Below are 14,714 nucleotides of genomic sequence, written 5' to 3'. Positions count from 1 at the left end.
TAAGCTCAGACCTTCAGTCTGAAAGATTCCAGCGCGAAGCCGGAATGACTCACTCGGCCACGACCTTCACGAAGAAGGAAGCGGTGATCTCCGGGTGGAGGACCACCTTGGCGGGGAAATCGCCGGTGGTCTTGATGGGCTCGACCTCGATGGCCTTCGGGTTCACCGGGGCCTTGTCGGACAGAGCGATGGCGATGGCCTCAGTGGAGATGCCACCGAACAGCTTGCCGGACTCGGACACCTTGGCGGCGATCTCGACGGTCGTGCCCTCGATGGCGGCCTTGGCGGCGACGGCCTCTTCGCGGGTGGCGACGGCCTTGGCCAGACGAGCGCGCTTCATGGCGGTGATCTGAGCCTCGGCGCCCTTGGTCCAAGCGAAGGCGAGGTGCTGCGGGAACAGGAAGTTGCGGGCGTAGCCGGCCTTCACGTTCACGACATCACCGGCGTGGCCCAGGTTGGACACGGTCTTGGTGAGAATAACCTTGGTTTCAGCCATTGTTCAAAGCCTCCCTAACTCAGCGACCCGAAGTGGCGTACGGCAGCAGGGCCATCTCGCGGGCGTTCTTGATCGCCTTGGAGATCTCGCGCTGCTCCTGCACGGTGACACCGGTGATACGACGGGAACGGATCTTGCCGCGATCGGAAATGAACTTGCGCAGCAGCGCAACGTCCTTGTAATCGATCACGCTGATCTTGGCAGCCTTCAGCGGGTTCGGCTTCTTCTTGAACGGCTTGACCGGCGGTTGCGGCCTCTTACGTGACATGATGTTCTCCTTAAAAATCGATATTGCTTATGCTGATTGGCAAAAGTGAAGGGCATGGCGAGCGCGCGAATCAGATATCGCGCCGCTTCGCCCCTTTCGTCTGAATCCGCCTGAGGACCGGTACCTGACCAGTCCGAACGGAATCAGAACTCCGGGTCGTTGTCGTCGCCACCGCCGAAATCGGAGGAGGCGCCGAACGTCGAGAAGCTGCCGGAATCGGAGGAACCGGCGTTGCTCCACGGATCAGCCGCCGGAGCGGACGGAGCGGCAGGCGCGGACGGCTGCTGGGAGTAGGCGGCGCCACCCTGATAGCCACCGTTGTAGCCACCCTGGAAACCACCGTTACCACCCTGATTGCCATAGCCGTTGTTCGGCTGACCGCCCTGATAGCCGCCATTGGTGCGGCCTTGGAAGCCGCCCTGACCGGTCTGACGGGTCACCTGTGCGGTGGCACGCGAAAGCGCCGGACCGATTTCGTCGACACGAAGTTCAACAACCGTGCGCTGACTTCCGTCCTGAGCTTGATAGGAACGTTGCGTCAAACGTCCCTGAGCGATCACTCGCATACCCTTGGACAGACTGCTGGCGATGTTCGAGGCCAGCGACGAAGCGCGACCATCCCATGCCGAGCAGTTCATGAACAGCGTATCGCCGTCCTCCCACTGATTCGTGTTGCGGTTGAACTGGCGGGTGGACGCGGCGATGGTGAAGTTCGCCACTGTCGATCCACTGCCAATCGTTCGCACCTCCGGATCACGGGTGAGGTTACCAACTACGGTGATGACGGTTTCGCCTGCCATAACGGTCCTTGACTTTCACTCACTTGCCAGCATCAGCTGACTGAAACGCTGTAACTCAGGCGTCCTTACGAAGGATCTTCGTACGGATCACGGATTCGTTGAGGTTGAGCACACGATCGAGCTCGTCGCTGACAGCGGGCTCGGCAGTGTAGGTCACCACGACGTAGTTGCCCTCGGTCTTGCCGGCAATCTCGTAGGCGAGCTTGCGACGACCCCAGTAATCGGGCTCATCGACGGAACCGCCTTCCTTGGTGACGAGTTCCAGATACTGCTCGGTCAGCTTCTTCAGACCGCGCTCATCCAGCTCAGGATCGGCGATGAACATCAGTTCGTACTTGTGCGCAGACATCACCCACCTCCTTCGGACTAATCGGCCACGGACGTTCCGTGGCAGGAGTGTGTATACGCTTGCCCGGAGCAACGCGTATGGACGCGATGCCCCTTTTGGGCAACTTGCATATGATACGTACGGGGCAAGACAGCGGGCGACGTCCCAGCGAGCCTTGTGGCGGCGCGCCCGAACCGCATGCAAAGTACGTAATGGTGCTGTTTTGGATAATCCATCAAGCGTACGATGGGTGACGAAGAGTTACACAGAAGAAGGGAAATCTCATGTTCTGCCCGAATTGTGGCTCGGCCGTACGCGAAGGCGCGAAATTCTGCGCCTCCTGCGGTCACCCGCTCGCCACTCAGCAATCCGCGCCGTCACCCGTCCAGGCACAGCCGACCGGGGCATTCCCGGCAGTGCCTGCCCCGGCGGCCCCGGTCGTTCCGACGCCGGATGCCGTAAGCGACGAAACCATACTGTCGTCTCATTCGTCCGCGCCCCAGACTCCGACCGGTGCATTCGCTGCCGTTCCCGCCCCGTCGGCCCAGTTCCCGGCCCCGGCGCCCGCCCCTGTCCCGGCCGCCCCGGCAACGCCGGCGGCATCGTCGGCCACCCAGCCGACCGGAGCGATTCCGGTACCTCAGATTCCTTTGCCGCAGGGCAACGCGACTGCCCCGGCCCAGCCGACGGGTGCATTCCCGGCTGTGCCGGCCCCGGCCCCGGTCCCGGCACAGCCCCAAGCAACGGCTGCAAGTACACCCATGCCCGCAGCCACCGCAACCCCCGCGGCCCAGTCCTTCCCGGCGCAGCCCACGGCCCCGGCCCCGGCCCCGACCATGACCACCGGCCCGATTCCGACGCCGTCCGCTGCAGGCGCCGCCCCCGCCCAACCGGGCGCAGCAGCCCCAGCCGCCTCAGCCCCTGGCGCCACGGCCGTACCCGCCGCCGCGAACCCGCTGGTCAAGGAGCTCATCAGCCCCGGCAACATGCAGACGGTCGGCGCCTCGGTCGGCATCGGCGTCATCGCCGCGATCGTGCTCTCCGTGTTTCCGGCCATCGCGCTGAACTCGTTGGGATCATCGACGAATTTCGGGGGTGGTTCCGCTCTTACCTCGAGCTTCAGCCAGCTGCTCTCGATCACCAACGGCATGAACTTCTTCCACTACCTCATCTTCAGCCTCGTCTTCGGCCTTGCGGGTGGATCTCATTTCAGCTTCACCTCCAGTCTTTCCGATGTCGCCAACCTGTCCAACGCGAATCTGTCCAACCTGATCTCCTACCCGCTGGGACTCACCGGCGTGGCCTTGGTGCTCGGCGCGGCCTACGGCGCGTACATGGTTGCGCGCATGAAGGGCATCCGCTTCAAGTTCGCCGGCCTGATCTCCGGATTCGTCTCCGGCCTGATCTCCGCGCTGGTGGTCACCTTGCTGGCCGCCATCGGCCAGGCACCGATCGTGAGCGGTAACACCATTCAGGCGCATCTGACCGGCGCCACTTGGCGGACCTTCCTCGTGACGTTCCTGCTGGGGACCATCGGCTCTCTCATCGGCTACGCGCTGGCACAATACGCCTCGGATTCCAAGACCGTGTTCCAGGCCTTCTGGCAGTGGGCCCACCGCACGCGCGGATTCGTGCGATCCACGACCGAGGTGCTGTTCCTGCAACTCGCGCTCTTCCTCCTCGCCTCGATCGTCGCCTTGTTCGTCATGGCCTTCAAGGACGGTCAGGGCATGCTGCTGCTGATGTTCCCGATCACCCTGCTCATGATCGGCGAGTTCGTCTTCAGTTGGGCGACGTTCGGCACCATGAGTTTCACCCAAGGCGCCAATCAGCTTCCGATGAACGCCAGCCTCTTCAGCCCTGAGCTCGATGTACCGGTCTGGCCGCTCTGGCTGCTGTTCGTACTGTTCCTGGTCGTCACCTGCTGGACCGCCCTGCGCGCTTCGGCCCGCAATATGTATGACCCGGCCTACACGGGCTGGCAGCACATCTGGAAGATGCCCGTCGCGGTCATGGTCTTCTGGCTCCTCGTCAACGTGCTGTTCGGCGCTATCGGCATGAACGTAGAGGCGCTTGGCGTCGAGATCACCATCGGACCGGCCATGTGGAACTTCTTCATCATGGGCATCTGGGCCGTGCTGGTCGAGATCGTGGCGATGACCTTCGGCCCGACCATCGTGGTCTCCGTCCCGGCGCTGTGGCCTGCCCTCGTGGGCGGCACCGTGCGCGCCACCCCGCAGCCCGTCGTCGATTACATCTACGCCTCCGGCGCGATGTTCGGCAAGTGGCCGACGTGGGGCACGCCGAGTGAAGGAGTGTCCGCCCGCCCTTTTGACGACGGTCCCAACCCGCCATCGGCAACGGGAGGACCGGCGAACGGCCCGGCGAACGGCCCAATCAATGGACCAATCAATGGCCCAATCAATGGACCCACCAATAATGGACCGGTCCCGCCGACCGCCCCCGCAGCCCCGGCGACACCAACCGCCCCCACGGCCACCACCGCGACGTTCACTGCAGCCCCGGCCGCAGCGCCGACCTCCATCCCCGCGTCTCCCGTGGCAGCTCCCGCAGCTTCCGCAGCTCCCGGAGTCCCCGGTTCCGCGCCTGTCGCCGCCACAACCACGATGACCGCCCAGCAGAAGAAGATCGCCATCATCGCCGGCGCCGTCGTCGGATTCGTGGTGCTGTTCAGCATCGTCTACGGTGTGCTGTCATCGTCGGTGTTCAGCGCGAAGAGCGTGGCGAACAGCTACATCTCCGCCATCCAGTCCGGCGACTTCGACAAGGCGAACGACATCGCCAAGCCCGCCGTGGACCAGGACAAGGCGGCGCTGCTGACCGACAAGGCCTCCGAGGGCGAGAACACGCGAATCAGCAACGCCCGCATCACGCAGACCACGACGAACGCGGACGGTTCGGTCACCGCTCAGCTCTCGTACACCCTCGGCGGCAAGGAGATCACCAGCGATTCCATCAAGATGGTGACCAACGGCGGTAAGTTCCTGATCTTCAAGAACTGGACCGTCGCCGAGCCGCTGGTCAAGACGATCAAGGTCTCGATGCCGGATTTGCTTGACAGCGTCGTGGTCAACGGCGTGACCGTCTCGGCCAAGAACTCGATCTCCGGCTCGGATGATTCGTCCTCCTACAGCTATCTCGAATTCCCGGTGTACCCCGGCACCTACAAGGTCACCGCACCGAAATCCGAGTATTACAGCAGCAGCACCGTTTCGGCGAGCACCAACGCGGACTCCAGCGACACGTTGAAGCTCACGTCCACCGACAAGCTGAAGTCCGCCATCGATAAGGAAGTGAAGTCGGCCACCGACAAATGCGCCGCCTCCACCGAAGCCGAGCCGGAGGGCTGCCCGTTCGGATACTCCTCCTACTACAGCACCAGCCGCTACCGCAACTTCAAGTGGAAGGTCAAGAACTACGCGACGGTGGATGACATCGACATGTCGTCCAGCACCTTCAGCACGAAGGAGGGTGACGTCACCATGAACTATGAGTACCACTCCAGCGACGGCTGGGAGCCGGACGACGGTTCGAGGTCGTTCACCGCAAACGGACACTTCACCATCGCCGATGGCAAGGTGTCCATCTCCTTCGCAAACTGATCCGGCAACCGACAAATCTGATCCGGCACACCGACACGAAAATCGGCTCGGATCAACTCCGACTGCGGATTCCCCATATGGCCGACCGGTTCATGACCGGCCGACAACCGGCTCATGACACCATGTGCAAGGAAAACGGGATTCCGCGATAATCCTCACGAAACGGGCACCCCGCCGTGGCACACGCTGCGGCGGGGTGCTTGTACACTGGGTAAGGCATAAACGGGAACTGAACAACGAAGGATGAGCACGCATGTCGGCGATTCTTGAAGGCACTCCGGATAAACGACTCGTATTGGTCACGGGCCGCGCATACCCTGAGCTGGCTCAGAAGGTGGCCGAATGCCTAGGCACTGAGATTCTTGAGACCACGGCCTACGACTTCGCCAATGGCGAGATGTACGTCCGCTTCGCCGAACCGGTCCGCGGCGCCGATGTGTTCGTGCTGCAGTGCCATTCCGGCAAGATCAACAAATGGATCATGGAACAGCTCATCATGATCGACGCGCTCAAGCGAGCCTCCGCCCGTTCCATCACGGTGGTGGCGCCGTTCATGGGCTATTCCCGCCAGGATAAGAAGCATCGCGGCCGCGAACCCATCACCGCCCGTCTCATTTTCGACCTGTTCCGCTCGGCCGGCGCCGACCGCATCATGACGGTGGATCTCCACGCCGCGCAGGAGCAGGGCTTCTTCGACGGCCCGGTGGATCATCTCACCGCCATGCCCGTACTGCTTGATTATGTTCGTTCCGCCGTCTCGCTAGACAACACCACCATCGTCTCCCCGGACGCCGGTCGTATCAAGGTCTCCGAGCAGTGGGCCGCCAAGCTGGGCGGTCTGCCGCTGGCGTTCATCCACAAGCAGCGCGACATCACCCGCCCGAACCACGCCGAGGCCCATGGCATCATCGGCGACGTGGACGGTCGCGACTGCGTGGTCGTGGACGACATGGTCGACACCGCCGGCACCATCTGCGAGGCCGTGCGCACACTGAACGAAGCCGGCGCCAAGTCGGTCACGCTGGTGGCCACCCATGGTCTGCTGTCGGGCCCCGCCGTGGAACGTCTCAAGACCTGCGGTGCCAAGGAAATCGTGTTCATGGACACGGTGCCGATTTCGGAGTCGAAGCGACTGCCGAACATGACCGTGCTGTCCGTGGCGCCACTGCTGGCGGCCGGCATCCGTTCCGTGTTCGAGGAGGGCTCCGTGGCCACGTTGCTCGAGGGTCTGCCGGAGGATATGCGCCCGCGCAACATCTATGCGTGATTCCGCGAACCTGTGATTCGATTCGTTTATGAGTGATGCCGCCAAGCGATGAACTTGGCGGCATCACTCATAAATACTCATGAGACACTGCATAATCACTGCATTGAGCGGGCAACTCGCTTACGAGGGGTAGGTACACCGGTCACCGGAACTGCTATCTGCGTTGCAAGGGGTAGCATGCCAAGTATCCGCACGCGCAAAACCGCTCAATATCGGCATGGTTCAAGAGGTTGAAGGCCACTTTGCAATGTCGAGGTACCCCTTGCAACGCAGATAGATATCACAACAACCGGTGTACCTACCCCTTGCAACCGAGTTACGGCATAAGTCAGCCTAATCGCAGCTCGTGTCTCGCTTGGTCTTCGCCGGCGGAGCATTCAGATGAACGCGCGGGCGCCGAAGATGGCAGTGCCGACGCGCACGATGGTCGAACCCTCCTCGATGGCATAGGCCATGTCCTGGGTCATGCCCATCGACAGCTCCTTGCAATGCTCGGTGCCGGTGGCCCCCGACGCGAGAATCTGGTCGCGGGTGCGACGCAGATGCGCGAAGCCCTCGCGAATCACGCGCTCGTCATCCACATGCGCACCGATGGTCATAAGTCCCTGCAATTCCAAGCCGCCCATGGCACCGATACGCTTGGCCAAATCGATGGCGTGGCTCGGCGCGCAACCGGACTTCGACTCCTCGCCGGATTCGTTCACCTCAAGCAGCACGCCCACCGTCACGCCATGCATGGTGGCACGGCGGGCGATCTTCTCCGCCAGCTCGATGGAATCCACCGATTCGATGGTGTTCACCACCGGCAGCACCTTACCGATTTTGTTGGCCTGCAGCTGGCCGATGAGGTGGAACGGGATGTGGCCCTGTGCGCCAGCGGAAGCGTGCGCGGCGGAATCCGCAGCGACCCCAGTAGCCTCAGCCTCGGCAGCGCCAGCGGAAGCGATATCCCCACCCACGCCGAGGGAGAAACCACGCTCGCCCAGCAACCGCGTAAGCCCCGGCGCCTTGACCACGACCTCCTGCGGCCGGTTCTCGCCGATCATGCGTACGCCGGCATCGAGCGCGGCCAAGATCTCTCCCACGTCGCGGGTCTTCGTGGCCGCCAGCAGCTTCACCGAACCGGCTTCGCGCCCGGCCGCAGCCTCGGCCTGCGCGATGCCGTCCAACACCTTGTGCACGCCGTCCGCGATCTCCCGCGCACGCGCCTCATCGATGACCTCGTTCGCGAGATCCTTATGATCCATGTATGCCGTCATCCGCTTCCCCTTTCGACTGTGCCTTTACCCATGATGGCTCATATTCGCAAGGCTCATATTTCACACATCGTAATCGCAGCAACGCGATAATGCCTCCGATGGAACGCAATGTGCCCGATGGCGTATACCATCGGGCACATTGGGCAATCAATCGGAACGAATCAGCAATTGACCGTTGACGGCATCAATGGAGCACCATCAATGCCAGTTCGCATCAGGCGTTCTGCTCGGCCTCAGCAAGAGCCTTGGCGTGACGCTGGGCCAGCTCGGCCTTGATCATCGGCTCCATCTTCTCGTACTTGCGGTAGAAGCACATGATCACACCGACGATGATGTACACAATCACCGGCAGCCAGATGAAGCAGAAGCTGATGGCATCCTGAGCAGCCTGAGTCTGGACGTCCTTGGTGGCGTCGTAACCGGCGGCACCCATGATCTCCAGCGGCAGGAAGGCACCGAAGCCGGAGCCGACCTGGATGCAGAAGGCGGAGCCGACGGCGGTCAGGAAGCCGGCGGCGTGGATGCCGGTCTTCCACTCGCCGTAATCCACGGTGTCGGCGAGCATGCCGAACGGCATACCGATGGCGATGGCAGCACCAAGCACACCGATGGTCCAGAAAGTGACCAGCAGCGGCACGTTGTGGCCGGCAAGCGGCATCAGAGCCTGGCCAAGGCCACCGATGACCAGACCGATGATCATGGTCAGGGTCTTGTTCTTGGTCTTGTTGGCGATAATCGGCATGGCAATGGTACCGAGCAGGCCGAGCACCTGAACGCCGTTGAAGATGGAGGTCAGGTTGCGGTTGTTGAGCACGTACTGGGCGTAGTAGGTGGACACGCCGTTACGAGTGGACTGGGCGACCCAGTAGATCACGAAAGCGACGACCAGGATGATCCACGGCCAGTTGCCCTTGGCGGCCTTAAGGGAGTCGCTCAGCGGAATCGGCTTGTTGAGTTCCGGGTGGTAGTTGCGCTCGTTGAGGTTCTTGAAGGAGAAGAGCAGCAGGATGATGGCCACGATGCCCCAGATGGCGGTGACAATCATGAAGCCGGTCTTGTCGCCGCCACCGAACTGGACGCCGAACCAACCAACCAGCGGGATGGTGAAGGACGAGGTGATGAAGGAACCAATCTGACCACCTGCCATACGGAAGGAGTTGGCGTTGTTACGCTCGGTCGGGTCGGAGGTGAGGTTCGGCAGGATGGCGGTGATAGGCGTCTGGATACCGGTGTACACGGCGCCGGCGGCCAGAATGTAGGTAATCAGGGCGTACCAGAACTTCGGGGCGCCATCAGGCAGGCCCGGAGCAGTGAAGGCGATCCACACGGTGATCGCGAACGGCACGCACAGCCACAGGAACCAAGGACGGCTCTGGCCCCACTTGGTGTTGGTGTGGTCCACGATGGAGCCCCACACCACGGCGGAGATGGCGTCGGCAAAGCGGGCGACCAGCAGAATCGTACCCGCACCCAGCGCACCGGCGGCCGGGATGTGGAACACGTTGGTGTAGAAGTACATGATGTACGACGAAATGGTCACGTACAGCAGGTTGCCTGCCATATCGGTGAAGGAGTAAGCGACCTTCTCCCTGACCGAGAGCTTCACTGCGGAAGCATCCTGAGTTGCAGCACTCATTGGTTTTCCTTCTTCATTGATTTGTTGCGGTTACAACAGGTGGTGATGGTTGAATCGCCCTTAGGCGGACGGTTCGATGAGCGGAGCCGAACGGCGGTCATGTGACGGACAGGAAATATTGGCGTACCTCTGCGCATGACCGCCCTACGGCGTCTGCCGGTGTCCCGCCCGAATTCGTGGGCGGGACAAGCTTGGGATTGGAAATCGGAGACCGAAAGCCAGCGATTAGAAGTCGGAGTCGAACCAGACCTGCATCTGGCCGACCTCGCGGTTGGCCCACGCGTAGTACGGGATGAGCTTGAGGTCGTAGGACTTCTCCCCGACCGGATGCTCCTCCACGTCCGCGTACAACGGGAAGTCCTCCTCGTCGTGCGTGCGCTTCGTGGCCGGGATCGTGATGACCTCCACGCCGTCCAACTCGCCGAAGTGGTACTCCGCACGGGCGCGGGACGCGTCGTGGCTGCCGATGTGGTAGTTCCACAGCGGCGCCGAGTTGTCGGCCTCCTCCGCGCAGTACACGATCGGGCCGCGCATCACGGCGATCTTGCCGATGTCGTGACGCACCAGCGTCTTGGAACGCATGAACTTGACCGACATGTCCAGATCAAGCGTGACCTGCGTCTCGCCCGAAGTCAGCTCGATGGTCACGAAACCATCCTCGATCGGCAGACGACGGGCATCCTCCCCGTTGACCTTGAGCTCGTGCTGGGTGGCGGACCAGGACGGGATACGCACCAGGAACTTCACCGGCTCGACACCTTCCGGCACGTCCACGGTGAACTCGATGTGGCCGTCCCACGGGAAGTTGGACTTCTGAGAGACCTTCACGCCGTCGAAGAATTCGGCGTCGTTCGCGATGAACTGGTGGGCGATAATCTCGCGCTTGTCCTCGTGCACGGTGTACAGGTAGCGGTCCACCGAAGCGATCAGACGGGCTATGTTGGCCGGGCAGCAGGCGCAACCGAACCATTCGGCGCGGTGCATGAGCACATGGTAGCGATCCGGGTTGTGGTCGGTGGCCTCGGGGTCGGCCTCAAGGGCATTCACGTAGTAGAAGTGCTTGCCGTCGAGCGCGATGCCTGCGATGGAACCGTTGAAGAGCTCCTTCTCGAGCACGTCCGCGTATTCGCCCTTAGTCTCCAGCTCAAGCATCTGCTTGGCCAGGAAGCTCATGGCCACGGAAGCGCAGGTCTCGCCGTACATGGTGTCGCTCGGCAGGTCGTAGTCGTAGGTGAACGCCTCGCCCACATGCGTGGAGCCGACGCCGCCGGTGATGTACATGCGCTTGGTCACGATGTTGTGCCACAGACGCTTCGCGGTCTCCTCGAGCTCCTTGTCGCCGGTCAGACGGGCAACATGGGCGACGCCCGTGAGCATGTAGCCCACACGCACGGCATGGCCCTCCGCGGTCTGCTGCTGGCGAATCGGACGCGCGGTCTGCGTGTACTCATGCGTCCAGCCGCGCATCTGCGGGAAGATATCGGTCGAACCGTCGCCGATCTTCTCGTTCTGCTTGTCGTAGAAGCTCGGATCCTTGCCGCGAACGTCGATGAAGAACTTGGCGAGCCTGAGGTACTTCTCCTCCTTGGTGACCTCGTAGAGGCGGGAGAGCGCCAGCTCGATTTCCGGGTGACCGTCGGCGCCGGGGATCTTGTCCTCCCCCTCGCCGAAGTTCGCATCAAGGCAGGCGGCCATCTTCTCGGCCACCTCGAGGGCCTGCTGGTTGCCGGTCACCTCGAAGTACGCCACCGCGGCCTCGATGTAATGGCCCATCACATACATCTCATGCGACTGCTGAATCTGGGAGAAACGCTCGCGATCCGCGAACGCGCCCGACTTGATGATGTACGGCGTGTCCAGATAACCATCCTCACGCTGCGCACGCGCGATCAGATCGACCAGCTTGTCGCACAGGGCCTTGAGCTGCTCGTCCGGCTCGTAGGCCAGGGAGTAGGCGGCCTCCTCGAGCCACTTGTACACATCCGAATCCTGAAAGACGAAGCCCTTGAACTCGCCTTCCTCGTCACCCGCCGCGATACGCAGGTTACGCACCGCACGGCTGTAGTGGTAATCGATGTCCTGCTTGGCACCGGAGGGGTCACGCGGGATGTCAATCTTCTGCTCATCATTGATCACAGCCCACTGATACGGGATTACTTCCTTGGCAACGTTCTCACGATAACGCTTCCAGAACGGCGAAGTAACCGTGACCTGCTGGCTCATGGTTCGTCCTTTCCACACTGTAGGTACTGCTCGTATTCCGCTTTGCATAGACATGTACACCAGCTGCCACGCTGGCCTTTCATGCCCCTTACCAACTTGCAGTGTTGATGGTATGCGTTGTTTTTCCGCTCTATGTCCGGGTCTTGCGAATGCGAAAAATTTCGCATATTCTGGCGGCATGTCCAGCAAAACAACCCTCGCCGACGTGGCTCGGCTGGCGAATGTTTCCGTTGCCACCGCATCCAAGGCACTGAATCATACGGACCGCATCTCCGCCCGCACACAGCGTGCGGTGCTCAAGGCGGCGGAACAACTCGGCTACGACAAAGCCAACAGGACGGAGCGGTCTCGTGAGCACTCAGGACTCATCGGACTCATCACCTCCGATTACAACGGCCGATTCGCCCTGCCGTTGCTCACCGGCGCCGAAATCACGCTCGGGGCGTCGAATCACGCCGCGTTACTGATGAGTTCGCACGGCCGGCCGGCGTTGGAGAAAAGCCATATCGACCGTCTCGCGGTGCATGGTGTGGATGGGCTGATCGTGGTGGGCGATACCACCAATTCACGGCCTCCGCTCGACCCGCAGACCACGATGGGCCTGCCGGTGATTTACGCCTACGACCCCTCGCGCGACCCGAATGACTGCAGCATCATCTGCGATAACATCGGCGCCGGCGCGCAGGCCATCGAATATCTGCTGAACATCGGGCGCCGGTACATCGCGGTGATCGCCGGCCCCGAGGATTTCCAGGCGGCGAAGGACCGCGTTCTGGGTGCGCAGCGCACGTTCATCCTCTATGATTTCCAGCCGATTGCGATTCTGTTCGACGCATGGAGCGAGGAGTGGGGTGAGCGGGCGGCACAATTGTTGGTGGAGCAACACCCGCATCTCGATGCAATCTACTGTCTCAGCGACGAGATCGCCCGGGGCGCCGTGCGCGGACTGAGGTCCATCGGCAAACGTGTCCCCCAAGACGTGGCCGTCATCGGGCACGATAATTGGTTCATATTCGCCGCCAACGCCCATCCCACGCTCACCACGTTTGACAATAACATCACCATCATCGGCAAGACCGCGGCCCAGTTCCTGCTCGACGCGCTGGCGGGCCGGCCACATCACGGTGTGACATCCATCGAATGCCCGATGATCGTCCGGGAATCCACCGAGCCCCGGCGTCACACCGCGCTGGAAAGCACCGGCCGCGTCTACGAGCGCAAGACATCGTGAGGCATGCGAGGGCACAGCCGCTCGCGCCGGACCGCATCTCAGAGCGTCATGCACACCCCAAGACGCCTCCAGTCAACCGTCTCCACCAGCAAGGCGCATATCCTTATCGAGCCGATGGCGGGGCACCGGCCGAGGCACGAACCACTAGCTCGCCCTGCAATTCCACGAACCTCGCGGGCAGCACCTCACCGCGCTCCTGTGCCTCGATGCGCGACAGCAGCAGCTGGACAGCCTGGCGGCCGGCGGCAGGGAAATCCTGCCGATACGTGGTCAACGGCGGCGTCCACACGCTCGACAATGGATGATCATCAAAGCCGATAACGCTGATATCCCCCGGCACGCTCTTGCCTTCATCCTCCAGCCCACGAATCAAACCCATCGCGATTTCGTCGTTGCCGGCGAATATCGCGGTCAACCCATCCACATGCGCTATCTCATGCCCCAGTTCGCGCGCATCGCTGGGCAACCATGAACAGTGCCACATATCAGGAATCGGCTTGTCGTTGGCGCGCAACGCCGCCTCCCAGCCGGCGGTACGGCTGTATCCGCCGCCTCCGCCCGGGATAGTGACGTGCACGACGTTCGCGTGTCCCAGACCGAGCAGAAATTCGGTGATCTCCCGACCGGACTGGTTCTCACGCAGATCGATCTGATCCAAATCGGATTCGCGATCGCCGGCGATGACCACCTTCGCGACCGTATCAGGGAGCAGATTCAAGGCCTTGGCGGCCAATTCGTCGTATTTCATCACGACGACGCCGCTGGGGTTCTGATCCATGACCATGGTGATGGACGCACGCAGGCCATCGGCCGAGTCATCATCCAGTTTGGAAATGCTCACCGGATAATTGTTCGTACGGGCTTCGTCCTCGATGCCCTGAATCGTCATCGATGAACCATACAGCGTGGTATTGCTGGTGAGCACCGCGATGGACTTCATGGTCGAGTTGACCAAACCACGCGCCACGCGGCTCGGATGGTAGTCAAGCAGTCTGATGGCATGAGCGATACGGCTCCGGCTTTCCTCGCTGATACGGGGCGAATCGTTCAGGTATCGGGACACCGTTGACACCGATACGTTAGCGAGCGCGGCCACATCCTTGATTACCGGCGCCCGCTTCTCTTTAGGCCTTGGCATATGCACCTGTCTATCTTCCATCATTGCCCCAGTATATAAGGGCCCGTGATGGAACATTTGCGATGGGAAGCGCTCCGTGTTCCCCAACCGGAAGGAGAAGAACCTGTCAGGGAACACGGAGCGCTTCGGAAGAGGAGAAGAACACTGGGTATGGCTTTACTTCACTGCGCCTCCATTCTCGCCCACCACCAACCTGCTACGGAACATGCGGGCGCTTACTTGACCGCACCGCCCTGCAATTACGGACTCGCCTGTGGCGAGGCTTATCGTTACCTCGCCACTGCCGCAGCTCGGCGGAGCCTGTAAACCGGAAAATCTTCGAATTTTCCTTTCGCAGCACAGCTGCTCACCTCGCCTACGGACAGCCCACTGGACTGTCCGCTTAACGGCTTGGCCGGGATGTTTACTTAACGGCTCGTCCTGCAATAGCGGACGGCCTGCGGCC

General features: G+C 61.8%; 11 protein-coding genes and 1 pseudogene. 4 read left to right on the top strand and 8 right to left on the bottom strand.

Going from position 1 to position 14,714, the window contains the following annotated elements:
* Positions 1-49 precede the first annotated feature (49 nt).
* From rplI to rpsF, 4 genes are all read right to left on the bottom strand, one after another.
* Positions 50-496 (bottom strand): 50S ribosomal protein L9, encoded by a 447-nt coding sequence (gene rplI / locus BMYO_RS00310; RefSeq protein WP_094666627.1) that lies wholly within the window; start codon positions 494-496, stop codon positions 50-52.
* 19 nt (positions 497-515) lie between these two features.
* Complete coding sequence (gene rpsR / locus BMYO_RS00305) at positions 516-764, bottom strand: 30S ribosomal protein S18 (RefSeq protein ID WP_094666626.1); 249 nt, start codon at positions 762-764, stop codon at positions 516-518.
* A gap of 143 nt (positions 765-907) precedes the next feature.
* Entirely contained in the window at positions 908-1,564 is a 657-nt protein-coding gene (locus BMYO_RS00300; RefSeq protein ID WP_094666625.1) for a single-stranded DNA-binding protein, read from the bottom strand.
* A gap of 55 nt (positions 1,565-1,619) precedes the next feature.
* Positions 1,620-1,913, bottom strand: coding sequence for a 30S ribosomal protein S6 (gene rpsF, locus BMYO_RS00295; RefSeq protein ID WP_094666624.1), 294 nt, complete (start codon positions 1,911-1,913; stop codon positions 1,620-1,622).
* A gap of 263 nt (positions 1,914-2,176) precedes the next feature.
* On the opposite strand from rpsF, the pseudogene BMYO_RS12500 reads away from it, so the two are divergent.
* The 3 genes and pseudogenes from BMYO_RS12500 to BMYO_RS00285 all read left to right on the top strand — a co-directional run.
* Positions 2,177-2,242, top strand: a pseudogene (locus BMYO_RS12500) (zinc-ribbon domain-containing protein); the annotation flags it as partial.
* 411 nt (positions 2,243-2,653) lie between these two features.
* Positions 2,654-5,515 (top strand): zinc ribbon domain-containing protein, encoded by a 2,862-nt coding sequence (locus BMYO_RS00290; RefSeq protein WP_233427992.1) that lies wholly within the window; start codon positions 2,654-2,656, stop codon positions 5,513-5,515.
* A 253-nt stretch (positions 5,516-5,768) separates the two neighbouring features.
* Positions 5,769-6,782 (top strand): ribose-phosphate diphosphokinase, encoded by a 1,014-nt coding sequence (locus BMYO_RS00285; RefSeq protein ID WP_094666622.1) that lies wholly within the window; start codon positions 5,769-5,771, stop codon positions 6,780-6,782.
* Positions 6,783-7,159: 377 nt separating this feature from the next.
* Here the strand turns inward: BMYO_RS00285 and BMYO_RS00280 are convergent, their stop codons facing one another.
* The 3 genes from BMYO_RS00280 to BMYO_RS00270 all read right to left on the bottom strand — a co-directional run bounded on the left by BMYO_RS00280 (position 7,160) and on the right by BMYO_RS00270 (position 11,900).
* Positions 7,160-8,041, bottom strand: a complete 882-nt coding sequence (locus tag BMYO_RS00280) for a YggS family pyridoxal phosphate-dependent enzyme (protein WP_094666621.1) — start codon at positions 8,039-8,041, stop codon at positions 7,160-7,162.
* A 214-nt stretch (positions 8,042-8,255) separates the two neighbouring features.
* Positions 8,256-9,677, bottom strand: coding sequence for an MFS transporter (locus BMYO_RS00275; protein WP_094666620.1), 1,422 nt, complete (start codon positions 9,675-9,677; stop codon positions 8,256-8,258).
* 225 nt (positions 9,678-9,902) lie between these two features.
* Entirely contained in the window at positions 9,903-11,900 is a 1,998-nt protein-coding gene (locus BMYO_RS00270; RefSeq protein WP_094666619.1) for a glycoside hydrolase family 127 protein, read from the bottom strand.
* A 178-nt stretch (positions 11,901-12,078) separates the two neighbouring features.
* On the opposite strand from BMYO_RS00270, the gene BMYO_RS00265 reads away from it, so the two are divergent.
* Positions 12,079-13,131 (top strand): LacI family DNA-binding transcriptional regulator, encoded by a 1,053-nt coding sequence (locus BMYO_RS00265; RefSeq protein ID WP_094666618.1) that lies wholly within the window; start codon positions 12,079-12,081, stop codon positions 13,129-13,131.
* Positions 13,132-13,234: 103 nt separating this feature from the next.
* Here the strand turns inward: BMYO_RS00265 and BMYO_RS00260 are convergent, their stop codons facing one another.
* Entirely contained in the window at positions 13,235-14,386 is a 1,152-nt protein-coding gene (locus BMYO_RS00260; protein WP_143249073.1) for a LacI family DNA-binding transcriptional regulator, read from the bottom strand.
* Between the last annotated feature and the right edge of the window lie 328 nt (positions 14,387-14,714).

The organism is Bifidobacterium myosotis (assembly GCF_002259745.1).
In the GTDB taxonomy this organism is placed as follows: domain Bacteria; phylum Actinomycetota; class Actinomycetes; order Actinomycetales; family Bifidobacteriaceae; genus Bifidobacterium; species Bifidobacterium myosotis.
The sequence above is the reverse complement of the archived record's forward strand: the minus strand, read 5'-3'. Positions and strand labels throughout refer to the sequence as shown.